The organism is Chryseobacterium sp. MA9 (genome assembly GCF_024399315.1).
Classification (GTDB): Bacteria; Bacteroidota; Bacteroidia; order Flavobacteriales; family Weeksellaceae; genus Chryseobacterium.
Genome location: NZ_CP075170.1, coordinates 4,047,167 through 4,071,125, shown reverse-complemented (window position 1 = coordinate 4,071,125; position 23,959 = coordinate 4,047,167). Strand labels below are relative to the sequence as shown.

At 35.5% G+C, this 23,959-nt stretch carries 24 protein-coding genes and 1 tRNA gene; 8 read left to right on the top strand and 17 right to left on the bottom strand.

Annotated features, from left to right (window positions below; all coding sequences use genetic code 11):
• The first annotated feature begins 48 nt into the window (after positions 1-48).
• From KIK00_RS18605 to KIK00_RS18595, 3 genes are all read left to right on the top strand, one after another.
• Positions 49-243, top strand: a complete 195-nt coding sequence (locus KIK00_RS18605; RefSeq protein WP_255813809.1) for a hypothetical protein — start codon at positions 49-51, stop codon at positions 241-243.
• A gap of 45 nt (positions 244-288) precedes the next feature.
• Positions 289-1,587, top strand: a complete 1,299-nt coding sequence (locus KIK00_RS18600) for an HlyD family secretion protein (RefSeq protein ID WP_255813808.1) — start codon at positions 289-291, stop codon at positions 1,585-1,587.
• Between the two features lie 1,087 nt (positions 1,588-2,674).
• Complete coding sequence (locus KIK00_RS18595; RefSeq protein ID WP_255813806.1) at positions 2,675-3,454, top strand: GLPGLI family protein; 780 nt, start codon at positions 2,675-2,677, stop codon at positions 3,452-3,454.
• Between the two features lie 98 nt (positions 3,455-3,552).
• On the opposite strand, the gene KIK00_RS18590 is transcribed toward KIK00_RS18595, so the two are convergent.
• The 7 genes from KIK00_RS18590 to greA all read right to left on the bottom strand — a co-directional run bounded on the left by KIK00_RS18590 (position 3,553) and on the right by greA (position 9,468).
• A tRNA-Met gene (locus KIK00_RS18590) sits at positions 3,553-3,626 on the bottom strand.
• Positions 3,627-3,670: 44 nt separating this feature from the next.
• Positions 3,671-4,963: a TlpA disulfide reductase family protein gene (locus tag KIK00_RS18585; protein ID WP_255813805.1), complete on the bottom strand. Its 1,293-nt coding sequence runs from the start codon at positions 4,961-4,963 to the stop codon at positions 3,671-3,673.
• A 61-nt stretch (positions 4,964-5,024) separates the two neighbouring features.
• On the bottom strand, positions 5,025-5,234 hold the full coding sequence (locus KIK00_RS18580; RefSeq protein WP_255813804.1) for a signal peptidase: 210 nt from the start codon (positions 5,232-5,234) through the stop codon (positions 5,025-5,027).
• Positions 5,235-5,239: 5 nt separating this feature from the next.
• Positions 5,240-7,222, bottom strand: coding sequence for a T9SS type A sorting domain-containing protein (locus KIK00_RS18575; protein WP_255813803.1), 1,983 nt, complete (start codon positions 7,220-7,222; stop codon positions 5,240-5,242).
• 74 nt (positions 7,223-7,296) lie between these two features.
• Positions 7,297-8,484, bottom strand: a complete 1,188-nt coding sequence (gene clpX, locus KIK00_RS18570; RefSeq protein ID WP_047373877.1) for an ATP-dependent Clp protease ATP-binding subunit ClpX — start codon at positions 8,482-8,484, stop codon at positions 7,297-7,299.
• A gap of 68 nt (positions 8,485-8,552) precedes the next feature.
• Positions 8,553-8,942: an HIT family protein gene (locus tag KIK00_RS18565; RefSeq protein ID WP_002981730.1), complete on the bottom strand. Its 390-nt coding sequence runs from the start codon at positions 8,940-8,942 to the stop codon at positions 8,553-8,555.
• Between the two features lie 55 nt (positions 8,943-8,997).
• Positions 8,998-9,468 (bottom strand): transcription elongation factor GreA, encoded by a 471-nt coding sequence (gene greA / locus KIK00_RS18560; protein WP_047373880.1) that lies wholly within the window; start codon positions 9,466-9,468, stop codon positions 8,998-9,000.
• A gap of 109 nt (positions 9,469-9,577) precedes the next feature.
• On the opposite strand from greA, the gene KIK00_RS18555 reads away from it, so the two are divergent.
• From KIK00_RS18555 to KIK00_RS18540, 4 genes are all read left to right on the top strand, one after another.
• On the top strand, positions 9,578-10,033 hold the full coding sequence (locus KIK00_RS18555) for a hypothetical protein (protein WP_255813802.1): 456 nt from the start codon (positions 9,578-9,580) through the stop codon (positions 10,031-10,033).
• A gap of 8 nt (positions 10,034-10,041) precedes the next feature.
• Positions 10,042-10,491 (top strand): D-aminoacyl-tRNA deacylase, encoded by a 450-nt coding sequence (dtd, locus tag KIK00_RS18550; RefSeq protein ID WP_047383040.1) that lies wholly within the window; start codon positions 10,042-10,044, stop codon positions 10,489-10,491.
• 9 nt (positions 10,492-10,500) lie between these two features.
• Positions 10,501-11,097 carry a hypothetical protein gene (locus KIK00_RS18545; protein WP_255813800.1) on the top strand — a complete coding sequence of 199 codons (597 nt, stop codon included), beginning with the start codon at positions 10,501-10,503 and terminating at the stop codon, positions 11,095-11,097.
• Positions 11,098-11,352: 255 nt separating this feature from the next.
• On the top strand, positions 11,353-13,011 hold the full coding sequence (locus KIK00_RS18540) for a S8/S53 family peptidase (protein ID WP_255813799.1): 1,659 nt from the start codon (positions 11,353-11,355) through the stop codon (positions 13,009-13,011).
• Between the two features lie 83 nt (positions 13,012-13,094).
• Here the strand turns inward: KIK00_RS18540 and KIK00_RS18535 are convergent, their stop codons facing one another.
• The 8 genes from KIK00_RS18535 to KIK00_RS18500 form a co-directional block, all read right to left on the bottom strand.
• Positions 13,095-13,607, bottom strand: coding sequence for a hypothetical protein (locus KIK00_RS18535; RefSeq protein ID WP_255813798.1), 513 nt, complete (start codon positions 13,605-13,607; stop codon positions 13,095-13,097).
• Between the two features lie 53 nt (positions 13,608-13,660).
• Positions 13,661-14,200, bottom strand: coding sequence for a hypothetical protein (locus KIK00_RS18530; RefSeq protein WP_255813797.1), 540 nt, complete (start codon positions 14,198-14,200; stop codon positions 13,661-13,663).
• Positions 14,201-14,275: 75 nt separating this feature from the next.
• Entirely contained in the window at positions 14,276-14,962 is a 687-nt protein-coding gene (locus KIK00_RS18525) for a DUF1361 domain-containing protein (protein ID WP_255813796.1), read from the bottom strand.
• Between the two features lie 6 nt (positions 14,963-14,968).
• Positions 14,969-16,339 (bottom strand): DUF4153 domain-containing protein, encoded by a 1,371-nt coding sequence (locus KIK00_RS18520; protein ID WP_255813795.1) that lies wholly within the window; start codon positions 16,337-16,339, stop codon positions 14,969-14,971.
• 365 nt (positions 16,340-16,704) lie between these two features.
• Positions 16,705-17,190 carry a ubiquinone biosynthesis protein COQ4 gene (locus KIK00_RS18515; RefSeq protein ID WP_255813794.1) on the bottom strand — a complete coding sequence of 162 codons (486 nt, stop codon included), beginning with the start codon at positions 17,188-17,190 and terminating at the stop codon, positions 16,705-16,707.
• Between the two features lie 92 nt (positions 17,191-17,282).
• Positions 17,283-17,573 carry a hypothetical protein gene (locus KIK00_RS18510; RefSeq protein WP_255813793.1) on the bottom strand — a complete coding sequence of 97 codons (291 nt, stop codon included), beginning with the start codon at positions 17,571-17,573 and terminating at the stop codon, positions 17,283-17,285.
• Between the two features lie 65 nt (positions 17,574-17,638).
• Positions 17,639-17,929 carry a transcriptional regulator gene (locus KIK00_RS18505; RefSeq protein ID WP_077413729.1) on the bottom strand — a complete coding sequence of 97 codons (291 nt, stop codon included), beginning with the start codon at positions 17,927-17,929 and terminating at the stop codon, positions 17,639-17,641.
• Positions 17,930-18,015: 86 nt separating this feature from the next.
• Positions 18,016-18,633, bottom strand: a complete 618-nt coding sequence (locus tag KIK00_RS18500) for a hypothetical protein (RefSeq protein ID WP_255813792.1) — start codon at positions 18,631-18,633, stop codon at positions 18,016-18,018.
• Between the two features lie 131 nt (positions 18,634-18,764).
• On the opposite strand from KIK00_RS18500, the gene KIK00_RS18495 reads away from it, so the two are divergent.
• The gene (locus tag KIK00_RS18495; protein WP_255813791.1) at positions 18,765-19,280 is read left to right on the top strand and encodes a hypothetical protein; all 516 of its coding nucleotides are present in this window, start codon (positions 18,765-18,767) and stop codon (positions 19,278-19,280) included.
• Positions 19,281-19,369: 89 nt separating this feature from the next.
• Here KIK00_RS18495 and KIK00_RS18490 read toward each other — a convergent pair whose 3' ends face one another.
• Positions 19,370-20,875, bottom strand: a complete 1,506-nt coding sequence (locus KIK00_RS18490; RefSeq protein ID WP_255813789.1) for a RagB/SusD family nutrient uptake outer membrane protein — start codon at positions 20,873-20,875, stop codon at positions 19,370-19,372.
• A gap of 11 nt (positions 20,876-20,886) precedes the next feature.
• The gene (locus KIK00_RS18485; protein WP_255813788.1) at positions 20,887-23,838 is read right to left on the bottom strand and encodes a SusC/RagA family TonB-linked outer membrane protein; all 2,952 of its coding nucleotides are present in this window, start codon (positions 23,836-23,838) and stop codon (positions 20,887-20,889) included.
• Positions 23,839-23,959: the final 121 nt, after the last annotated feature.

The window sequence follows — 23,959 nt, the reverse complement described above, 5'->3', positions numbered from 1 at the left end:
GAAATCCGAAAAGCTTATAGAGTAGGAAAACAAAAACTAATATTAATTATGAAAAATCTCAAAAAACTTTCGAGAAAAGACCTGGCATTTGTTAGCGGAGGTGTAGTTATTCCGGACAACAACTGTTGTGGTTCCTGGTGTCTTGGCAGCTGGATGCCATGCAATATCCACCATATTGCTTGTCCACCGGATGCAGATACTTCACCACCATCGTGGTATGACGGGAATTGCCCATTTGGTTAAATTATATTCCCCCTGAAATACTGGGGGAAATTTTATCTTAGAAAAATGAAAGAAGACGTTTTAGACAATATTGAACTCCGCTCAGAAAGCGTACAGGATATTCTTACCCAGCCCCCTCATTGGATGATCCGCTGGGGAAATACTGTTATATTTATTATTCTCCTGCTGATTCTCTTAATGAGTTACATTATAAAATATCCGGAATTTGTACCGGCACCTATTATTGTAACTTCGCAGAATCCTCCAGAGAAGATCGAAGCAAGGACAAGCTCCAAAATTGAAAAAATATTCATAAAAGATCATCAGGAAGTTAAAAAGAATGATGTTCTGATGGTAATGCAGTCAGCAGCCAACTATAAAGATATTTTAGAGCTGAAAAAACTGGTAGACTCCATTACTCCTGATAATTTATATAACTTCCCTCTTGCCCAGGCTTCAAGGTTCAAATTGGGAGAATTACAGGGCGAATACAATAGTTTTGCAAAAGCATTTCAGGATGAAGCCCTTTTTACAAGATTACAGCCTTATGCTCCGGAAGACCTGGCAGCCAATCAGAGTATTTCTGAATACCGCGTAAGAATTGCTACTTTAAAACAGCAGAAAAGTCTGGAATCAATAAAATATGATCTGACTAAGAAAAACTTCAACAGGTCTCAGGAACTTTTCAATCAAGGAGTTATTTCGGCTATGGAACTTGAAAATGAAAAGATCAAATATCTTCAGGCCCAGCAAAATCTTGAAAATCTTAAAATCTCCATATCACAAATGGATGAGGGTATTTCCAATCTTAATAAAACTAAAAGTGGAACTGCCATTAATACAGAAAAAGACAGAATTACATACTCTTCACAAACTTTACAGCTCCTTGAACAATTGAGAAAATCATTGAAACAATGGGAACTGAATTATCTTGTTATATCATCTACAGATGGCGTTGCCAGTTTCCAGCAGTTTTTTGGCGAAAACCAGTTTGTAAAGGTTGGTGAACCTATCCTTTCTATTCTTCCTAAAAATAAAGAGCAGTTGGTGGGCAGAATGTCTGTTCCTACCACCAACTCAGGAAAGATCATTCCGGGTGAAAAAGTACTGATCAAACTAGACAACTACCGATTCCAGGAATATGGTATCATCGAAGGAAAAGTACAGAATATATCTCTGATTCCTGATGATAAAGGAAATTATTATGTAGATGTGATTTTACCAAAAGGATTAAAAACAAGCTACAATAAAACACTTATATTTGATAAAGAACTTAGAGGCAGCGCAGAGATTGTAACGCAGGATCTTCGATTGATTGAAAGATTCTTCTATCAAATCAGAAAGCTGCTTGGATATCAGGTATGATAAAGATTTAGATAAAAAAATAAAAGCCGTTTTACAGACTGTAAAACGGCTTTTTATATAGTGTATTTTAGATTGGTCACACATACCTTATTTTACATAAAATACGATGAGCATAGTTCTTTTATTACAACCTTAATTTTCTACTGAGAGGTGATAATTTTTAAAAATGAAAAAATTAGGAAGAAATGAAAAGATAAATTTGCAGTTATTCTAAAAATAAAAACTGCAATCATTAAATCAATGATTGCAGTTTTTTGTAGCGAAGACAGTACTACAAAAATTGATACAATTAAGAAATAATGGATTAAGTTACAGAACCTTTGCAGAGCAAAACGAACTGTACGCCATTGGTGACTAATGCTAAAACTGGACAAAGTATTCATAATTACGGTTTTGCGGTTGATATTGGACTGATCATTGGACGGGAAGGCTATAAGCTGGGACACTGCTAAAGATTCGGATAATGATAAAGTTGCCGATTGGTATCGATGTGTAAAAATCTTCCAGAAACGGATGGGAATGGGGTGGAAACTGGAAAACATTTAAGGAGACCTCCCTCACTTTGAAAAGAAAAACGCTAATAACAAACCTTATAATTGGCGATAACTTCTCGGGATATGTAATTTTATAAGACTTTCTCAAAAGTTTCTTAAAATTACGGAAAGCCGTATTTTTTTATATATTTTTTTACATACACAAAAGTAACTCACAATGAGCCATTTAACATAAAAAATAATTCTTCCATTGTATGATTTATTTTAATATATTCGATGCGAGTTTTTAAATTATTAAATAATCTTTAAAAAAACACTTATGAAAAAATCATTATTAGTAGGCGCTTTATTCATTGCTGGTATAGTTAGCGCGTTTCCATTCAGAACTTCTTGTGGAAAGGTTCTTCAGGTTAGCCAAACAATAGCAAATAATATGTCGGATAATCAATTATCTTACGGATCTTAATGGTGAAACGTGTCCACAGCATGCTGGGTCTACAGTTGTAACTGTAATTTACAGCCACTAAAAAAAATTAAAAAATTCACTATCAAGACCGTCATAAGTTTGACGGTCTTTTTTAATAAGAAACTATATGAAAAAATTTATCCTGCTGATTAATTTATTAATGGTAACATTTTTTTTCTGTCAGAAAAAATTTGACGTAGTATATGAAGCTGATTATAAACTCAACTACAAATTATCTAAATCAAGCAACTATAAAAAAACAACAACTTTCGCTCTGTTGATTAATCAAGACGCTTCCTTTTTTAAGAATATGAATAAGTATATAGCAGATTCGCTAGAATTTGAAAAGGTGCATCTTCCTCTTAATGAATCAATGAAATACGTGACTGACTTTAGAGAAACCATCGGAACAGCATCTGCCAAACTTTACGTGACTACAGAAGTTAATTATGCAGATTATTCATACGATGAGCCCAATAGTATTGTTTGGAAAACTAAAAACGAATTTAAAAATGTTCTTGGCTTTAAATGCCAAAAAGCAGAAACAGCTAAATATGGAAGAACTTGGACCGCCTGGTTTACAACTGATATTCCTTTTCAATATGGACCATATAAATTCAATGGATTACCTGGACTAATTGCAGAAATATATGATTCTAAAGATGAGTATCATTATTCACTTTATTCTTTCAGGAAAAGAAAATATACTTGTAAGTCTGCCAATGTCGCAATTAATGCTAAAAAAACGACAAAAGAGAAGGTATTTGAACTTTTAAAAAATAGAGTTGCAGGTAGAATGCAAGTTCATGAGCAGTTTATTGAAAATAAGGAAGATCTTGAAATGATAAGAAGAAATGCAGAAACTGCTGCAAAAGACTACAACCCCATAGAATTAAGTATTTACTAAAAACATCTTTTACTAGGTATTTTTTATTCCTAAAAAATATAATCGGGGATGTTTTCGGGGGTTAAATAAAGAAACCGCCCTGTTTAAGGGGCGGTTTGTAGCGAAGACGGGAATTGAACCCGTGACCTCAGGGTTATGAATCCTGCGCTCTAACCAACTGAGCTACCTCGCCTTTTTGGTGGTGCAAATATAGAAAATATTTCTTTACCTCCAAAATTATTTTAACTTAAAATATTCCAAAACATCTCCCACATGATCTGGTTTACTGATAATCTTATTGTTAGCATCTAAAATAAAATACGTCGGAGTTGCATGAATATTGTACATATCCGTGTAACTGCTGTTCCATCCTCTCAATTCTGAGTCATTCACCCATGGAAATGCAGCAATCTTTTTAGTATAAGAATTTTTGTCAACATCTAAAGACAGTCCTACAACCTGAATATTTTTTGATTTCAGATCATTGTATTTTTCCAGAAGTTTCGGAAGTTCACTTTCACAGTGTGAGCATGTGGATGACCAAAACACAATAACCTTTTTATCAGCCTTTATATCGTATAATGACTTCGCAGTAGTATTTACAGGTGACTGGAACTTATAGTTAGGGAAAGCCGCTCCCATTTCAATGTTGGCATTCGATTTCAGTGTAGAAGCAAGCCTGTCATTGATGGTACATTTAAGATTCTTGGCAAGTGATAAATATTTGCTCTTATACTCATCCATCTCATATACATCAAAAATATCGATCAGTTCTGATAAGACAGTCTGCCCTCTTGGAGTTTCCACTTTTAACCGGTCTAACAGTTTATCTACTGAAGCGACAACATTGGTATTTCCTCCAGAGTTCAGAAAAGATACTAATACTGGTCTCAATAATGACGAGGTTTCAAGCATATCATTTGATTTATCCAGAAAGTTGATTATTTCCTCCTGATCTACTTTTTTGGCAGGATCCTGTGAGGTAGAAAGAAATTTACTGTAATTCGTGTTATAATAGGTAATAAATGGATGTTGAGCAGCATCAATAGAGCTGGAAGCACCGGAAAGTCTGTCAATCTCTATTTTCAGTGCTTTTCCAAAGTCTGTATTGTCTTTATAATATTCTTTGATCTGTGCTAAAGCCGGCAAAATAAGTTCTTTCTTTTGTGAACCTTCCTGCTGCTTACTCATCAGATTATTCGCTTCATCCAGATAGGCAACATCTTTAACTTTATTATTCTGGATATCCAGTTTAAAGTTGACATTTTTATTTTCAGAAATAAAGCTTACGGTATTATTAGAGCCCGGGAAATAGACTTTCATCATTCCCATATAGCTGTTTGGATATTTAAAAGTCCATGTATTATTCTTACTCTGTTCTTTAGTAACAATAATATCTTTCGAACCGTTTAGTGTATATAGAATAGCGTCCTGATCTTTAAAGTCTGCCGGAGTCTGAATGGTAACTGTAAATTGAGCCTGCAGAACAAATGCGGCCAAAACCGCAGATAGCGTATAAATCTTTTTCATAGAGTAAAAATAAAAAAACTCTCTGACTAATCAGAGAGTTTAATATTATTTTAATAAAATTTTATGCTTTTACGCTCTTGTACATTTTTGTAAAGTACACAATAAATCCTATTGCTACGATACCCAGTACATATACATACATATCAATGGGTGCAGGTGCTCCGGTACCGTTTCCTCCATTTCCTCCCCCTCCTGGGATTGGCGGTGCAGCATTTGCTAAAGTTATAGCAAAAAGAAAAAGAGCTAAGACTAGTTTATTAATAGTTTTCATGTGGCTTATTTTAAGATTTTAGTGTTAACAGTTTCTCCCTTGTCAGAAACGATTTTTACAATGTATGAATTTTTAACTGAGCCATCTAGCTCGATTACAAAATCTCTGGATGCATCAACCGCTTTTTTAGAGATTACCAGTTTACCGCTCATATCATAAACTTGAATATCTGCTTTTTTCCATTTTGGATCAAATCTCACAATATAATTTGTAACAGATGGATCATAAACAACAAGTGTTCTGGAAATACCAGTAGCTGTCTTATCTACACCTAAAGTAATATTACTTGGTTCTCCATAATACAAATTAGCTTCCTCATTTGTTACTGCTACAACATCTCCTTGTTTAGCCTGAACTAAACTTCCATTTTCTGCTTTATAGTAGAAACCGATTCCTGAAGATAACTGGTGTGCACCAGCAGGAATAAGTTCTGCATTTTCTCTGATCTCGAACTTATAAGATTTAACCTGATCAAGTTTATAGTTAACTAACTTAACGTTTTTACCTTGAAAGTTACCCTCATTAGCTTCGTTGATATATAACCAATAGTTTGTATAATTGTTATCATACCCACCATTTAATGATTCTTCGTAAGTACCGATGATTCTGCTGCCAGCTGAAGCCTGAACCGTAGAAGCTACAGAAACCTGATGTCCTGTTGTAAATGATGGAGAAACTACGTAGTACGTTCTAGAAATTTCATTACCATTAGCATCAAGACCAATTACCCCAAGCTGTTTCACAGTATTGACTGTGTTCTTACCAGCAATTTTAGCTGCATTTACATCGTAAGGAGTACCTGCTGTTCTTGCAGTAGCTTTGAATCTTCTCAGTGTGTTAAAATTTAAAGTCTGAGCTGTATTGTCTCTTAACTTTATTTTAAACGACTGCATAGGTTTGATTACAACCTTATCTACGTCTCCAACAGCTGGAGCAACACCGTCACCTGTTGGTACAAAAGTAACAACTTTAGCACCTGTAGCATAGGTAGAGCCACTTGAAAGAGTAACAACTGTACCTGGATCATATTCAATACCCCAGATATTGTTTACAGCGTTTCCGTCAGATCCAGTAATACTTTCTGTATATCCTATATTAGATAAATCTAAATTGGTAAGGAAAGGGTTTCCGAATTGATACCAGTTTTGTCCAAATGTTCCAGCCCATGGGGATGTTGTAAATTCAAAACTGTCATCAAGATAAGTATTGTACTTCTCGTTGTATTGGTTTACACCGTTACCATTAGTTCCGAACACCACATTGGAAGTTCCTAAATTAGATTTTCCTCCATTCTGCAATGTTAAACTAGCAGCATATGGTGCATAAGGTTTCCCGTTAATGTTATAAACCGTAGCAGCACCTGCAGGAGCACTTGGATTCCAGTCATTATTCTTAACCTTTAGCATATAATAACCTGAAGGATCCCAAGTAGTCGAGGTAGGAGCTAGATTCAAAGTAGTAATAGAAACAGCATTAGCATTATCCCATTTAAGAATTGGATTATCATACCTTCCGGTATTGAAAGTTTTCCCAACTTCTGTAGATAATGAATTGTAGGCTTTACCAGAGAAAGGCAAAGCAACCTGTTGGAAGTAATTACCGGTACCATTACTTGTAGTTCGGTATTCTTTGGTGACAATACCTGTAATATTGGATTGGGATAATCCGTCAATGTACAGCTGGCCATACGTGGAAGCAGCAAAAGAAGCAGGAGTGTTAAGTCTTAAGATGATATTTCCACCGTCAGTTTTATCACCTGTTCCGGCAGCATCAATTGTCTTAAAACTATCTGTAGCAGATCCTACAACCATAATATTTCCATGTACGTCCAAAAGACCATTACCTCTTGTCTGTACACCTCCACCACTATAAACTAGGGTGCCTTCGCTCACATACATATTAGCATTAGCGTCAACATGACATAGTATCTGCGCCTGAACAGAATAACTAATTGCTAAAAGACCTATAGCAAATAAACTTTTTCTCATTGTATAAAATATTTGTGTGTTAATACAATCTTCACCCGCAAAGGTATTATTATTTTTCTTAAAAAAAAAATATTTTATCTATTAATCAAAACATTATCTTCTGTCAAGATGATCTCTTTGTCCTCTCCTATTGAAAACATATAGTCTTCTAGAACTTTTTCGGTAGTACCTCTCAACCCTCTTGCTCCTAATCCTTTTTCAATAGTTTCCTCTACGATTTTTTCAATTGCACCATCTGTTATTACCAAATCTGTACCATCCATCTTGAAAAGTTCCACAAATTGATTCACAATCGAATTTTTTGGCTCTTTCATAATTCTTACCAAGGTCTCTTTCGTGAGTTTATCAAGGTAAGTGATGATTGGAAATCTTCCTAAAAGTTCCGGAATTAATCCGAAAGTACGAAGATCAATTGCATTAATATTTGTTAATATATATTCGTCTTCATCTGTCTTATTGATTTTCTCAGAACTGAAGCCTATCGCCTGCTTGTTCATTCTTCTTTCAATAATCTCTTTAATTCCGTCAAAAGCACCACCAGCAATAAACAAGATATTCTGAGTATTGACCTGGATATATTTCTGATCCGGATGTTTTCTACCTCCCTGCGGCGGAACATTGACGATACTTCCTTCCAGCAGTTTCAATAATCCCTGCTGTACTCCTTCTCCGGAAACATCTCTTGTAATACTTGGATTGTCTGATTTTCTTGCAATCTTATCAATCTCATCAATGAAAACAATTCCTTTTTCAGCTTTTTCCACATCATAATCTGCTACCATCAGAAGTCTGGACAGAATACTTTCAACATCCTCTCCTACATATCCTGCTTCCGTTAAAATAGTAGCATCTACGATACAGAAAGGAACATTCAGTTCTCTGGCGATAGTTTTTGCCAGAAGAGTTTTACCTGTTCCCGTCTCCCCTATCATGATGATGTTTGACTTTTCAAGTTCCACTTCTCTGTTTTCGTCCTGTGCGTGGAGTAATCTTTTATAATGATTATATACAGCAATGGAAAGCTGTTTTTTTGCCTGATCCTGACCTATCACATACTGATCAAGAAATTCTTTGATCTCTTTTGGCTTTTTAAGTTCAGCCATACTGTCGGCAGGTGAATATCCTGTTTTGGATGCACCATCTTTTACAATAGCATGTGCCTGCTCTATACAATTTTCACAAATAAAACCATTCTGGCCAGAAATCAGCATCTGTACTTCATTTCTTTTTCTGCCACAGAAAGAACATTGGTTTGAGTTCATATGATATAATATATATGTATATGTTAAAGAAAATCGTAAAAAATTACTTTTTTACGATTTTCTGGTTGTTAAGAATTAATAATTGAGTTTTGAATCTCTGTATATTCTTCGTTCGTTAATTTTAATCTTTCATTTCTAAAATTCATGTCTTCCATCTTGTTTAAAGGAATCAGATGGATGTGTGCATGAGGAACTTCAAGTCCTACCACCGCTACTCCTACTCTTACACATGGAATTGCAGTTTTGATCTTCTTGGCTACCTCTTGGGCAAATCCCCAAAGGTTTTTGTATTCTTCACTTTCAAGATCAAAAATCAAATCCACTTCTTTTTTCGGAACTACTAAAGTATGTCCTTTCACCAAAGGCATTGCGTCTAAGAATGCAATAAAGTTTTCATTTTCTGCAATCTTATAAGAGGGAATCTCGCCATTGATGATCTTTGTGAATATAGTGCTCATTTTATCAGAGGTTAGGGTTAGATATTAGAAGTTTAGAAATAGAAACTGTATCAGACTATAAAGAAATGTCTAATACCTCAAAAGACAGTTTGTTTCCGTTCGGTAAAGTAATTTCGGCAGTTTCGCCAATAGCTTTCCCCAACAGACCTTTTGCGATAGGAGTGTTTACAGAAATCCTTCCTGTCTTCAGGTCACTTTCGTTATCCGGTACCAATGTAAATACCTGCTCTTGCTTCGTAGCATTATTTTTAAGTTTCACTGTTGTTAAGATGGAAACTTTTGAAGTATCTAATTGGCTTTCGTCTATAATTTTAGAAGTAGAGATAACGTCTTTCAGCTTGGAAATTCTCATTTCAAGCATCCCTTGAGCCTCTTTAGCCGCATCGTATTCTGCATTTTCTGACAAATCACCTTTGTCTCTTGCTTCCGCGATCTGCTGAGTGATTTTTGGTCTCTCTACAGTTTCCAACTGTTCCAGCTCAGCTTTCATTTTCTCTAGGCCCTCCTTAGTTACATAGCTTGCCATAATTTTCAAAATTTAGTTTTAGTATAAAAAAATAATCCGACATTTGCCGGACAATGTTTTCGTGTTGTAATCGTTTAATTTTTACAAATATATAAAAATTTAAATTGAAATGAAAAAAACTTTTTCAATCTTATCCATTTTCAGTATATTGATTTTCAGTAATTTAACTATAAACTCTTGTGGAAGCAGAGAAGATACTGTGAACTGTTTCCCCAATACTCCCATTAATGTATCCCTTAATCTAAACCTGCCTGCTTACTATGCTTTGAACAATATTAACGGCTGGATTTATGTGAATGAGCAGCAGTCCGGAACAAGAGGACTGATTATTGTCCGAACAGCAAATGGATTTAAGGTATACGACAGGAATGCTCCTCACATATGCCCTGATAACAATACAACCCTGGAAGTAAAGGACAATATTGCTATTATCTGCCCGCAGGACAACACAAGATGGATCTTAAGTACGGGACAGCCAGAGGCAGGAGCTAAAACATCTCTACCGCCTAAAACCTATCCTTACAATTATGATGCTCCAAGCAAAACTTTAACTGTTTACTATTAGAATATAAAATGAAGATCGTTATACAAAGAGTCTCTGAAGCCAGTGTAAAGGTAGACGGAAAAATTGTTGGTGAAATCGGAAAAGGATTAATGCTGCTGGTAGGTGTGGATGAAAATGATGAAAAAACAGATGCAGACTGGCTTGTACAGAAAGTTTTAAACCTAAGAATCTTTGGAGATGAGGAGGGTAAACTTAATCTTTCTGTGAAGGATATTTCAGGAGAAATCCTTTGTATCAGCCAATTTACATTGATTGCAGATTATAAAAAAGGCAATCGCCCGTCTTTCATAAAAGCAGCAAAACCTGATAAAGCTATACCTCTTTTTGATTATTTTAAAGAAGAAATAGCCCAATCCGGATTAAAGACGGAAAGCGGAATCTTCGGAGCGGACATGAAGGTTTCCCTGATCAACGACGGACCTGTCACTATTGTAATGGATTCGGTTACCAAAGGCTAAATTATAGAGATGAATAACAAAAATACATTCATTCTTTATCTTGCAGTGACTTTAATTTTCCTGTTTGGAATAGTATTAAGCCTGAACAATTATAGTTTCGCCGGATATTACATTGATAAAATAATTAACTGGCTTTGGCTATTGATGACTATTTTTATCATGATCAGATTTTGGAAGAAAAAAGTGATTAAAGTATACTTTGGCCTTTTAATCTCAGGAATCATTCTTAGCATTTTACCCATGATGATTCCTTTTTTTGGCATCCTCCATTATTTTTCAACTATAGGCTGTGACCAGCGAATTCAGCTGGATGATACTTACAGAATGGAGAGAGGGCGTCCGGGAGCACTGTACAATCCACTTATTACAATTTACCAGAAAGAAGGAATCTTCGAAAAACAAATTTCAAGAATTCCCTATTCAAACATTGTAGAAAAAATAGCACAGCCTTCTAATGAGACCTATTTAGATGATAAAAGAGTGCCGATCCAAGAGGCTAAACTCATCAATATCAACAAGGACAGCATTGGTATTGAATATCAGATTATAAATAGAAAGAAACTGATTTACCATAAGAACAAATTAGACTGGTTCGATGATTTTTAAAATTAAATTTATATACCTCAACAAAACCATTCAGTGATTCTGGATGGTTTTTTGTAACCATACAAAGTATATTTTCCAAACCTCACAGACTTTTGAAACCTGTGAGGTTTGTTATAAAAAAATTAATGAAAGTCTTTATACATAAGGGAAGAATAATAAAATAAAAAATAAATTCACAAAAACGTGATTTGTTTTTATTTTATTATTATTTTTGATATAAATCAAAACTGATTTACAACCATTTAACAAAATTGTATGAAAACAAAAACCAACTTTTTCGCATTGTTTGCGTTCTGTTCTTCCCTGGCTTTTGGTCAGGACAGCCAGCCCAAACTGAATCAGGACCAAAATTCAATCATCTATGTATGCTTTTCAAAAGGCATTAATTCAGAAAAAACTGCATTCAGCAGAAATGCTGATCTGGAGAGGTTTTCAAGAGAAAATAAAATTTCGTTCAAGTATGATCTTGATTTTACAGACAGTAAACTTGATGAAATGGCCAGAAGCAGCAAAGCAATCGGAAACTCCTCAGAATCTGTAGAAAAACTGAAAAGAATTTATAAGGCAGACCTGCCTCTTCAAAACGAAGAAACCACTCAAAAGATCATTCAGAGTCTTGAAAGATTTCCTGAAATAGAATATGTGTCTGTAATGAGTGCAACCCCTATTGAACCTCCTTTGGTAAATGCTTTTGTGGTGACTCCTGATTTAGAAAGCTTACAGACCTATCTGAATGACAATCCGGGAATCAATGCAAAATATGCTTGGTCAAGAGGAATCACCGGACAGAACATTCGTGTAAGGGATGTTGAATATGGTTTTTACAAAACTCATGAAATGCTGACTAACCAAAACTCTATACAGCTTGAGCCAGGATATTCTCCCAATGCAGGATTAGCTAATAATAACTATCGTGACCATGGGACTGCTGTAGTAAGCATTCTAGGTTCTATCAAAGATAATACAGGACTTACTGGAGCAGCTTACAGCGCTTCTGAGATAAAAGGATATATGGAATGGACCACTGTGGGATACAATAGAGCCTCTGCGGTAAGCAGATCTATTAATGCATCTCAGTCCGGAGATATTATATTATACGAAATGCAGACTGGTGGAAAAGACGGTCAGTATTGCCCTGCTGAGTATGATAAAGTAATCTGGGATCTTACCAAAGCAGCTACTGATTCAGGTATTATTATCATTGCAGCAGCAGGTAACGGAAATCAAAACCTGGATGATCCGTTTTATGCAACTTATCTTGCAAGAGGAAATAGCGGTGCTATTATTGTAGGTGCAGGATCTCCTAATACCACCCATTCAAAATTAAGTTTCAGTACTTATGGAAACAGAGTGGATGTTCAGGGCTGGGGAAGCAGTGTAATGGCAGCAGGTTATGGATCTTATGCGAAATATGATAATGATAACAACAGGACTTATAATTATTTCAGTGGTACAAGTTCTGCAACACCTGTAGTATCTTCTGCAGCTATTTTAATTCAGTCTTTCTATCGTCAGACTACGGGTCAGAACCTAACACCATCTGCGATGAAAAATCTCTTGATCTCTACAGGAATTCCTCAGGGAGGAACTGTAACTGGCCAGAAGATTGGACCTCTTCCTAATGTAAAAAATGCGATACTGCAATTGGAAAGCAACTTTGCCACACCTGTAAAAACATTGTCTCCGCTGGAGGTTAAAATTTATCCTAATCCATCCAGCAGTACTATTGCTATTCAAAGTGCAGAAAATAAAAAGCTGGATTTTGAGATCATCAACCTTCAGGGACGTACTGTGATCAAAAGTTCTGTTTTGCCTAATGAAAAAATTGATATTTCACAACTGCCAACAGGCCAGTATATCATCAATATCAATGAAGGTCAAAGAAGAGTTGTTGAGAAATTCACAAAACTCTAATAAAATTTTTTATACATTTTACTTCACATCAAACCCTCTTTCAGAATACTGAAAGAGGGTTTTTATAGTAAGTTTTTATAGAATTATTTAGTAGGAACGCTGCTGAAATTAAGCGCTACTTTAATGTTCATGTCTGAAGAGGTTTGATTCTTCAGTTCATAAACTGTTCTTACGGTCAATCCAGAGCTTTTTACAATTTCATCCAGAAAACCTGTATCGTTCAGATCCAGATTTAAACTGGAAGAGTTGGTAGATATATTAGAACGTGATGCTACCAATCTTTCTCCTGTTCCGTTGGATGAAACATATATTTTAACGGTTTTGAATGCACTCAGATTTCCTCCTGAAGGGGAAGCAACAGAAATTTTTGCATCTGAAATTCTTACGTCTTTAATCTTTGCATTGTTATTTCCTCCGAACCATGTCTGTACATTGGTAGCCGTTGCAGTGGAAGAAACTTCTTTATCTGCCGGAACACCTGTAGACACTAAAACATTCGTTGTGTATGGAAATGTATTCTGAACCAGCGACTGTACGGTTCCGCAACTTACGAGTACAGCTGAGGCGGCCATTGCTGTTAGAACTATATTTTTCATAATTTTAAATTTTAAAGTTTAGTTTGCAGAAATTGTACCAAATTGATTTGGTCTTATTCCACACTTATGGTAAAACTTCCTTTGGTATTTCCGGAAGCCATATTACTTTTCCCGATAATTAACCATACTTCACCTTTACCCGGAGTATCATAAGTGATTTCTCTTCCAAAAGGCCCATCATAGTCCCCGTTAGGAAGTTTGATCTGATTGAAACGGATATTGAACTCTTTCTCTTTGGTTGAAATTTTTGCTTTGATATTCGGGCGTTCGTAATGAGTCAGTTTCAAGATCAGTTCCTGATCCTCTTTTTTGAATTCTTCTCCCAAAGTAAAAGGAAGCTGGGTGGCATCAGCTGTTCTTATGATCTGACCTTCTTTTTCAGTTCTCATTACACCTTTACGCAAAACTTCTTTGGTAGCCGGAGCATTGTTAATGATTGAATCTCTTTTTCTCAATGCTACAGAATCTGCTTTTACAACAGAATCCGGCATTTCTGTTACAATGGTAGAATCCTTGTCCTGAACTGCTGTCACGGCAGGTTCTTTTTTACATGAAATAATAATCAATGGAATCAACAATAAGCTTTTTTTCATAATAATTAAGTTTAAGAATGTACCAACATATCATTCTGGTGAGCTCTATTAAATGCTAAAACTGTTCCAATCCTGCTATAATAATTTATTTTCCGGCTGCAATTCTCTTTCATTATTAGTTTCAACCCATTTAAATGTGAAATACATAAAATTGAGCATAATTCCCATCAAAACAGTGACACCCCATGTCTTGGTATATTCCATCGGATAAATAAACCGTACCACAATATCAGAGAAAAGACCAAAAGGATTATTGAGCACATCCCAGCTGTTCCATCTCAAAAACCTCCCCAGATATACTCCAAAGCTACTCATGAAAAGGAAAAATATAATCACCGCATTGATGATATTTCTTTTGCCATACTCGGAAAGGCATTTTTCAATATCATTAAGGCTTATAAAACCACAGATCAGGCCCGTCCAGGCATAGGAAAGAATAACAATCAGGTCATACCATATCGGGATCTCATTTCTTGCTCTGAGGTGAAAAAGATCCGTAAGAATGTAAGGTGAATTGGGGAAGAATAATATCCAGACTATAATAATAAAGATGATTGATATTTTACTTTTGATATTAAAAGCAAGAATGAAAGAACTTAGTAATAAAGGAATCCATGCCAGAAAAAGATTCCAGTTGAGAAACAAAAACACTTTTGTATCACTGATATAGTATCTGAAAGCAGAGAGACTGAAACAGAATACAGTCATCAATATCAGCAGCATATTGATTTTGAACCTTGAAGATGCAACGAGCTTTCTCATAACCTGTTATTGAATGGTTTGATAGTAAATAATCTTTGAAAGGAATGTTTTGGAGGTTTCTCTTTTTACTTTCGTCTGCAAAGTCTTTTTAAGCTTTTGATCATTTTTTTCATCTGCATATTTCAAAAGTGCTTTTTCACTGAAGTTGATAGAAGTTAAATGATAGCTGACCGCAAAATCTTTTCTTTTCATGTTCTGGGAAGTAATAAAACCACCCCAATTAAAGTAACTGCACACTAAAATGGTTCCATAAAAGTACCAAACCATTGTATTGACAAGGAATATGTTTCTTTTCTGTTTTTGAATTTTAATAAAGGTCAAAGCCAGACCAACCAGTGATAAAAGCAGGAAAGCAAAAACCCCTAATCTTTTATAAGTGAATGCATAATTAACGATATACTCATAATTTTTAACAGCTGCTGACATGACAAGAATTGCATTGAGGAAAATCCAGATTTTGGCTAAAATTTTCAAAAATCCTGCTTTCGGATCAAAATTAAATCCTGATTTAAAGTAAAACATGATGACCAGAATAGCCATTATGATAGACATGATCACGGCATTCACTCTTTCATGGGTTTCTTCGGAAAGCTGAACGGGAGTTTTTACGGCTTCATAAAACTGTTCATAATTGTAAGTAATAATAAAGAAGATCAATAAAATATTCAGCAAAACAAAAGAAATTACACCACTCATTCTTTCCGCATCAAGATCAAGAAAAGAATAAGTTGCCTTTGGAACCCGGGAGTCTTTATGAAATTCGTTATCCAGAAAATGATTGTTTTTATAGATGAGTTTTTCCACCGCATAGTTCCAGTAATTAAAGGCAATAAAAAAACCTAATACAAAGAGACAGAATACCTGCCATAGATTAATATCCAATTCATAATCTGTGAAAAGGGCTGCAAAATGGTTGCTTCCTACAGAATAAATTCCAAAGAACACAGAAACCAGCACCAGCGGAATTAAAATGAAAGCCAATGTCTTTTGCCACAATCCGGGAACATTCTTTTTAGGCAGCCATTCATCAAAACTGAAAAAACGGCAGAATGAAGTGCAGCAATTCACGATAAAAACTGGAATTAAAAAGAGGATTTTCAACCTTCTGTTCTTTGATTTATACCCAAGCAAAAGTAGTGAGCTTACCACTGCAATAAAGGAAGGAAAATCTCCATACCATGTAAATGCAATACTGGATAAAATGCTTGTTGCAAAAAGAATATACAGGGTTTTGGTTTTATTTTTCTCCGGAGTTTTAAACAGGGTTAATACTGCATAAGTGATTCCCAGAATTCCAAGGTTCAGTCCGACATCCTGATTATAGAAGACAATGACAAACAGGATAGCGGTAAGAAATATATAATGATGTGTTTTCATGAGGTTAATTATTTGAAATTTAAATAATTGAAAGATTTAATGTGTCCAAGTGTAGAGATTAGCAAAAATTAAAGAATAGGGTGAGATATAGAAAAGTAATAGGGATATTAAGCAACAATAGAAGCACAGAGTTTCCGTTACTTTTCTTTTCCGAGACATCACTCAAATATTCCATAAGTTCATATAAAGTGATAAGCAGATTAGTGACAGCAGCAATAAGCACATAATAAAACCCCAGTATTACAAGAGCTTCGGCCTTTGTAATCCAAAATAAAAGCATTAAAGATGTACCCAGAAAAAAGGAGATCAAGAATGTTTTTTCTCCTAACGGACTGAATTTTACTTTACCCATTAGACACCGTTTTTTAATGAAGAACAATATTTTCTTTCTGTTGAATAAAGTCCATTATATGTTCATACTTCTGCCACAACAGTTCTTCAAAATCCCAGTGATAGAAAGCACGCATACTCTGTCCCTTTCTATAGGCTTTGATATAAATTTTCACATATTCCGGCAGAATAATTGTTCCTAAAACAATTGCAGCCAAAAGATGTGCATTGAGCTTACCATTTCCTAAGAGCAAGTACTGCATGGCAATTTCATCTTCGAAGTTGGTTCCACAACCGGTGATCAGATGGTGTACATCATGATTTTCCATTTTTGGAATCATTGAAAAGCCATGTTTTTTGTAGAATTCACCAAGTTTTCTTCCCAGGGAATCTTCCTGAAATTCCAGCAGCTGCTTTTCAGTGAACTGCCATTGTCTTTTTTTCTTTTTAAAATATTTTCTGTATAATTTTTGAGTTTTGTCGTACACAAAAAGCAGAAACTGAACGCGTATTTTTTTCATAGTGTATTTATTTAATGTAGACTATTAAGTCCTATAATCGTATAAAGAATGGCAATGGGGATATTGATAGTTAATTAATAAAAATCCAGCGTTTAGCTTCCCGAAAATGGGCTTCCGAAAATCCCTACCGCTAACTCTACCCAGATCAACGCAAGAGCCAGCAAAATGAAAATGCAGACCAGAACTTTCTGACTTTGTTTTTTAATTTTACTCCTGACCAAATTGATCAAAAAAGCTGTTGTAAAGAGTAAAGTTCCTGCTATCAGAAAATCTGAGGCTGACCAGTTTACTTCTTTAGAAAATAGATTTCCCAGCAATGGAATACACAGTAAAACCAATGGCAGGGCATAAATTGTGACTGTTTTTTGTTTTTGTGTTATCATTTTATTTAAAGTTTAAATTAAAAAGTACTTTGTAATTCAAAGTTGATTTTCAAAAAAATATAGCCTTATCGTCCCAATAATTTTTCAAGAGCATCCAAATGCTCGGTAAACGCCTGTCTTCCACTTTGTGTAACACGATAAGAGGTTTTGGGTTTCTTCCCGACAAATTCTTTTTTCACTTCAATATAGCCTGCTTTCTCCAATGCATTACTATGACTGGCAAGATTTCCATCTGTAATTTCCAACAAGGCTTTCATTTCTGAAAAATCAACCCAGTCGTTGACCATAAGAACGGACATAATGCCCAGTCTTACGCGGCTTTCGAATTCTTTATTGAGTTGATTTATTTTGATCATTTTACTTTATCTTAAATATTTGGGAAATTGTATTCTTTAGAATTATTTCTTATGCTTTAATTTTTAAACATCACCAATCTGCATTATTATTTATACTTCTTATGCATAATCAATCCATAGACAATATGCAAAACACCAAAACCAATAGCCCAAAACACTAATCCCCAACCTAAAACAAATAAAGAAATAAGTCCTAAGATAATCTCAAAATATCCCAGGTATTTCACATCCGTTAATGTATACCGTTCTGCAGCCACCAGAGCCAATCCATAAAAAATCAGAGTAGCCGGAGCTATGAAAACAAAAAGATGATGATAAAGAAGTGCCAGGCAAAAAACTCCTCCTGCTATCAAAGGAACTGCAAAGGTAATCAAAAGCCGTTTTGTAGTTACATCCCAGATCTTCACCCCTTTCTTTTTGCTTTTATTGGCGGTAAAAACATAACCACTGAGGATAGCAACAACAAGAATTACGATTCCAATCAACACCAGCTCTTTAACTAACGCCGGACCGAGAATATTTCTGTCTCCATCAAAATAGCTGATTCCTTCCCTCTGAAAAACAAAATACACATATATAGCCCCAATAATTGCCGTTAATCCGGCAACAACTCCGGATAACCCACTTAAAGAAATGAATCTGGAAGACCGCTCCATCATGGAACGGATATGGGATAAGTCTTCGTGATAGTTTTTTGTCTCCATAAAAAGAACTTTGAATTACAAAGTTATAATTTATTTTCAATCCTCCAAATAATACTATTAAATTTTGAAAATATTTTACACTCTCATTCCAGCAATTCCTAACTTTAATAAAATAATATAATTGAAATGATATGTCAAAAATTCAAGCAGATTATACGCAGGTACATTTGGAGGAGAATATTCCGCTAAGTGATCAGGAAATACAAAAATTTGAAACAGATCAAAGAAAAATCACGCGGGTAATGCCTGTTATTCTTGGGGGCTGTACATTTTTTGTTATGGCTTTGTCTGCTTTCTTTATTAAAGACGATTTCAGCAAATTCAAATATTATGATTATATCCTGTTTGCAGGAGCGGGATTGGTACTGTTTGGTTTTGCTTATTTAATGTCTCTCCTTGTAACCGGATATGACCGCCGTAACTGGAAAAAAGATAAAATCAATGGCAAAAGCAAACTATCAAGCATGGTTATTGGTTCAGACACCACAGAATATGGTGAGTACCTTACATTTGCCGGCCCGGCAAAAAATGACAAGATAAGAATCCTGGTGAATCCTGAAGATTATTCCCAATATAAGACCGGAGCAAAAGTTGTTGTCATGTATTTAAAATACAGCAAAACAGCTCTTTCTATTAGGAAATTATGATGACTCTGCAGCAACTGATTTTCGTTTCATTAAAAAAGAAAACCCCGCCAAAAAGCGAGGTTCTCAAGATATATTAAAATTTGTTATTTTTATAACGGATTCTGAACAATCAATGGGTTAGCATTGATTTCAGTTCTTGGAATAAGGAATTCCCAACGCAAATCTGTATTAGCAACTGTCATCACGTTATTAGTCACTACAGAAGAATGATTAGCACCTGTTCTGTCTAAACCTTGGTTTAGTCTTTTCAGATCTAAGAATCTAAAACCTTCGCCCCAAAACTCTAACCTTCTGCTGTTAAGAATTTCTGTGATATAGGCAGTGCCTGTTGTAGTAGCACCCGTATAAGAAGGATTTCTGTTTTTTGCAAACACATCAAAAACGGCTTTCGATCCTGCTTCGTTTCCTAATCTGGCCAAAGCTTCCGCTTCAATAAGATACATTTCTGCAGATCGCATATAAGGAACATCTACCCTACTGTCTCCCTGGCTTGCAGCAATAAACTTCTGACTTGTATATGGGAATTTAGAATATGTTGAAGGTAAAGCAAGCGCTGTATGCGCTCCTGTTGGATCAAAATTCTTAGTTCTTATATCTGTAGATGGGAATGATAAAAACAATTTACTGTTAATTGCTTTAGGAGCCTGACGAATATTGGTAGAGTTAAAATTTCTCGACATATAAGCACCAAAATTTGAGAATGAATCTCCTTGATCTGCAATAATGGTAGCACCCCACATCCATTCACCATTAGCAGCTAAATTATTAAATCCAGCTGTATAAGCTGTATTATCCATTAAAGCAAATCCCACACGAGCCGATTGAGCTGCAGTTACAGCCGCCGTATAATTACCTTGCGTTAATGCAACCCTAGCTCTCAATCCCAAAATCACCTTATCATTAAAATGCGACTTCGTAGCTCTGGTAACCCCTGCCAGTCTGCTTGCAGCCTCATCAAGGTCTTTATTGATCTGGGTATATACTTCTTCTACTGTATTTCTCGCTAAAGGTATTTCATTCGCCACCAGCCTGATTGGAACTCCAAGCTGAGTATTGTTTGTACCCGCTATATACCTTTTACCATAAATCTGTACCAACATATAATAACAGAAAGCTCTGAAAGCATATGCTTCACCAATTGCTGTCTTAATAGTAGCAGCATCAGCAGCAGTTGGCGCAGGAACTGAAGGACCATTAGCAATAACTAAGTTTGCATTTCTTATTAATGCATAATAAAATTGATAAGGATAAAAATCATTAGACCCACTTTCATTTACCTGATCCTGCCATCTTACTGTTGATACATACCAGCCATTTCCTGTGGATGGAAATACAAGATCATCAGCTAAGGCATCCATCATAATCATGATACCTCCCTGACCATTCTGTCCCTGACTATCATTTTGTCTTGAATACATATCTCTATGCATCCCATTAACAATCGCCATGAGATTAGAAGCACTTGAGTAAGCCGCTTCTTCAGAGGCTGCTGTAGTAGGATCCGTTTCAAGATAATCACTCTCACATGAAACCATTCCTGTAAAGACTGAAAGAACAACAGCCCATTTTATATATTGTTTTTTGATATTTTTCATTACTTAATTATTTAAAATGACACATTAAATCCTATAGTTACCACTCTCGCCGGAGTATATCTGTTTGATGCAGTACCGTTGAATGCCTGCGCTGGTTCCAATCCTTTTCTAGCTGTTTTACTCCATAAATTTTCACCGGAAACAAGAATTCTTAAACCTGATACTCCAAGCTGAGATAAAGTTTCAGGACTGAAACTATAGCTTAAAGTAGCTTGTCTGAATGTTATAAAATCTGAGCTCACCAGCCATCTTGATGAATTTCCGGCATTTGAACTTGTATAGGTTGATGAGTTCAATGCAGGCACATCCGTGATCTGCCCCGGAGTTGTCCATCTATCCAGAATATCCGTACTCAAAGCTCCTCCTTGTGAGTAGCTGGACATCAATGCTGCATAGTTGGAGTCATATGTTTTTCCGCCTAACTGATACGTAAACATTGTAGATAATGACCATTGTTTATACGTAATTGTTGTTCCGAAACTTCCGAATAAATCAGGAATTGCTGTTCCGGAATAATCATATTTTGCTTTATTAAAATTAGTGGTAACTTTTTCTCCATTCACAGTTCTGATATCAGCAGCTGTTGTATTGGCATAAGCATCTGCAACCAGGAATAAAGGAGAGCCATCCGCAGGGTCTACGCCGTACCATTGTCTTAACCAATAATCATATATTGAGTGCCCTACAGAAATTTTCTTGGTACCATTGATAATTTCTGTTATTCCATTGGATAGTTCTGTAATCTGATTTTTAAGTGTAGATGCATTAGCATTAATATTCCATGTGAAATTTTGAGTTTTAATAATATCTGCATTAATACTAAATTCAAATCCACGGTTATACATTGTTCCTACGTTCCTGCTGATTGTATTATCAGGAACCCCCGCAGAAACAGGAAGCGGAACCGGGAAGATCAGATCTTCAGTAACTCTTTTATAGTATTCCACAGAACCTGTAATTCTGTTATTTAAAAACCCAAAGTCAATACCTATATCAGTTTGTTTGTTAGCCTCCCAGGTAATTGAAGGATCTGCCAAGAAGCCGAATAAGATTCCAGGTTCCTGAGCATTGTTATATCCTAAAGTATAAGTACTTTTATACATATAATAACTGTCTGTTCTGTCATTTCCTACTTCACCATATGAACCTCTCAACTTCAGTTCACTGATAAGGTTAGAGTTGCTTAAGAACTCTTCTCCCTTCAGTCTCCATCCTGCACCAACGGACCAGAAGGAATCCCATCTTACGTCTTTGGCAAATCTGGATGAACCATCCCAGCGAATGGATCCTGAAAGTAAATATTTTGATTTGTAATCATAATTCAATCTTGAAAACACCCCTTCTTTTCTATAATTGTCTGTACGGGAAGTAAGTGTTGCAGGTGTTACAAAGTTAATCAACTCATCATTATCGTCAACAATCTGGCCTTTTTTATATCCATATAGGTATTCATACATGAATTTATAACTTTCATGCCCTAAAAGGAATTCAAAATTATGATCTCCGAATTTCCTTTTGTAGTTCAGGAGCTGGTTCCACGTGAATGTTTGCTCAGTAAAGCTGTATTTTTCTGCTGAACCTAGCGGAGCTGCATCCCCGATAATTTTGTTACCGTATGTACTTCTTCTGTTATTTCTGATATCATACCCAACGTTAGTAGATAAAGTAAGGTAAGGATCTACTTTGATTTCAGCATACGCTCTTGAAATGATATAATAATTTTTAGAAAGATCTTTATTTAAAAGAGTTTCCTGGATGACGTTTCTTCCAGCCGCTGCATCAGCACCTCTGGCACTTCCTGCATCATACATTATATTCCCTGCACTATCATAAAGTGTGGCAAATGTATTAGGGTCATGAGCATAAGGGCTATAAATAGGCCCCATTGTTCTTGTCCATCTGTATGGGTTGATATAAGCAGAATTGTTATCCACACCTTCTACAGAATTGTTCCCATTAGAAGATACTCCACTGATGCTTGTTCCTAATTTTAACCAGCTCTTAACCTGTGAATCTACTTTTAATCTTGCTGTAAATCTTTCAAAATCTGACTTGATAAGGTATCCTGTTTCATTGGTATATCCTACCGAAGAAAAGTATGTCGTAGTATTACTTCCTCCACTGTAATTCAATTCATAGTTTTGTCTGAAACCTGTGTTCATCAAAGGTTTTTGCCAATCTAAATCTGTATATTTAAGTTTTGCATCTGGGTTTAAAACACCATTGACAACTAACTGATTGTCGGGAACATTAAAAACATTGGTTTTCAAAACTCCCGAAATCAACTGTGCTGTAGCATAAGCATTTGCATCAGCTATAGTTGTACCAGGTACTGAGGTCATTCTACCATTTCTTATTGACTCCCAAATAAGAGGATAATACTGATGAACATTTACTCTGTCATATTCCGGAATTGATCTTCCAACCGCTCCTGTACTCATACTAAAGTTGAATGCATCTTTTCCTTTTCTACCGGATTTTGTAGTGATCAAAACAACACCATTGGCTGCAGCAGAACCATACAAAGAAGTGGAAGCAGCATCTTTAAGGATATTGTATGATGCAATATCATTGGGATTAATAGCAGCAAGAGAACCGGTATATATGGTTCCGTCTACTACGTATAAAGGATTTGTTGTAATACCATAAGAACCTATTCCACGGATCTGAATACTTGGTGAGCTTCCCGGCTGTCCGGTACCGGTACTTACTTTAACCCCGGCACTGGCTCCATCTAAAGCCTGGCCAATACTCGTTATAGGTCGGTCTGCAAATTGTTTGGCCTTTACTTCGGTATTGGAACCTACCATAGTCTCCCTTTTCTGGCTTCCATAAGCTACTACAACGATTTCATCGATCTTAGTATCCTGGGGTATTGTATCACGTTTTGTTTTTTGAGCTTCCACCAGATGTCCTCCTACAAAGAACAGCACAGCAGTACTCAACATTAATTTCATTTTCATATTTAACATATTTTAACAGTATGAAAGCAAATATATATAATAAAAACTATTAAAAACGTAAACAAAACGGCATTTTAATTAATTAAATTCAATTAATTGAAATTTTTAATCAATATCTTAC

Bases quoted from the DNA above. Each gene is read 5' to 3' on its own strand.
- KIK00_RS18605 (WP_255813809.1), top strand. From the start codon at position 49: ATGAAAAATCTCAAAAAACTTTCGAGAAAAGACCTGGCATTTGTTAGC.
- KIK00_RS18600 (WP_255813808.1), top strand. From the start codon at position 289: ATGAAAGAAGACGTTTTAGACAATATTGAACTCCGCTCAGAAAGCGTA.
- KIK00_RS18595 (WP_255813806.1), top strand. From the start codon at position 2,675: ATGAAAAAATTTATCCTGCTGATTAATTTATTAATGGTAACATTTTTT.
- KIK00_RS18585 (WP_255813805.1), bottom strand. From the start codon at position 4,963: ATGAAAAAGATTTATACGCTATCTGCGGTTTTGGCCGCATTTGTTCTG.
- KIK00_RS18580 (WP_255813804.1), bottom strand. From the start codon at position 5,234: ATGAAAACTATTAATAAACTAGTCTTAGCTCTTTTTCTTTTTGCTATA.
- KIK00_RS18575 (WP_255813803.1), bottom strand. From the start codon at position 7,222: ATGAGAAAAAGTTTATTTGCTATAGGTCTTTTAGCAATTAGTTATTCT.
- clpX (WP_047373877.1), bottom strand. From the start codon at position 8,484: ATGAACTCAAACCAATGTTCTTTCTGTGGCAGAAAAAGAAATGAAGTA.
- KIK00_RS18565 (WP_002981730.1), bottom strand. From the start codon at position 8,942: ATGAGCACTATATTCACAAAGATCATCAATGGCGAGATTCCCTCTTAT.
- greA (WP_047373880.1), bottom strand. From the start codon at position 9,468: ATGGCAAGCTATGTAACTAAGGAGGGCCTAGAGAAAATGAAAGCTGAG.
- KIK00_RS18555 (WP_255813802.1), top strand. From the start codon at position 9,578: ATGAAAAAAACTTTTTCAATCTTATCCATTTTCAGTATATTGATTTTC.
- dtd (WP_047383040.1), top strand. From the start codon at position 10,042: ATGAAGATCGTTATACAAAGAGTCTCTGAAGCCAGTGTAAAGGTAGAC.
- KIK00_RS18545 (WP_255813800.1), top strand. From the start codon at position 10,501: ATGAATAACAAAAATACATTCATTCTTTATCTTGCAGTGACTTTAATT.
- KIK00_RS18540 (WP_255813799.1), top strand. From the start codon at position 11,353: ATGAAAACAAAAACCAACTTTTTCGCATTGTTTGCGTTCTGTTCTTCC.
- KIK00_RS18535 (WP_255813798.1), bottom strand. From the start codon at position 13,607: ATGAAAAATATAGTTCTAACAGCAATGGCCGCCTCAGCTGTACTCGTA.
- KIK00_RS18530 (WP_255813797.1), bottom strand. From the start codon at position 14,200: ATGAAAAAAAGCTTATTGTTGATTCCATTGATTATTATTTCATGTAAA.
- KIK00_RS18525 (WP_255813796.1), bottom strand. From the start codon at position 14,962: ATGAGAAAGCTCGTTGCATCTTCAAGGTTCAAAATCAATATGCTGCTG.
- KIK00_RS18520 (WP_255813795.1), bottom strand. From the start codon at position 16,339: ATGAAAACACATCATTATATATTTCTTACCGCTATCCTGTTTGTCATT.
- KIK00_RS18515 (WP_255813794.1), bottom strand. From the start codon at position 17,190: ATGAAAAAAATACGCGTTCAGTTTCTGCTTTTTGTGTACGACAAAACT.
- KIK00_RS18510 (WP_255813793.1), bottom strand. From the start codon at position 17,573: ATGATAACACAAAAACAAAAAACAGTCACAATTTATGCCCTGCCATTG.
- KIK00_RS18505 (WP_077413729.1), bottom strand. From the start codon at position 17,929: ATGATCAAAATAAATCAACTCAATAAAGAATTCGAAAGCCGCGTAAGA.
- KIK00_RS18500 (WP_255813792.1), bottom strand. From the start codon at position 18,633: ATGGAGACAAAAAACTATCACGAAGACTTATCCCATATCCGTTCCATG.
- KIK00_RS18495 (WP_255813791.1), top strand. From the start codon at position 18,765: ATGTCAAAAATTCAAGCAGATTATACGCAGGTACATTTGGAGGAGAAT.
- KIK00_RS18490 (WP_255813789.1), bottom strand. From the start codon at position 20,875: ATGAAAAATATCAAAAAACAATATATAAAATGGGCTGTTGTTCTTTCA.
- KIK00_RS18485 (WP_255813788.1), bottom strand. From the start codon at position 23,838: ATGAAAATGAAATTAATGTTGAGTACTGCTGTGCTGTTCTTTGTAGGA.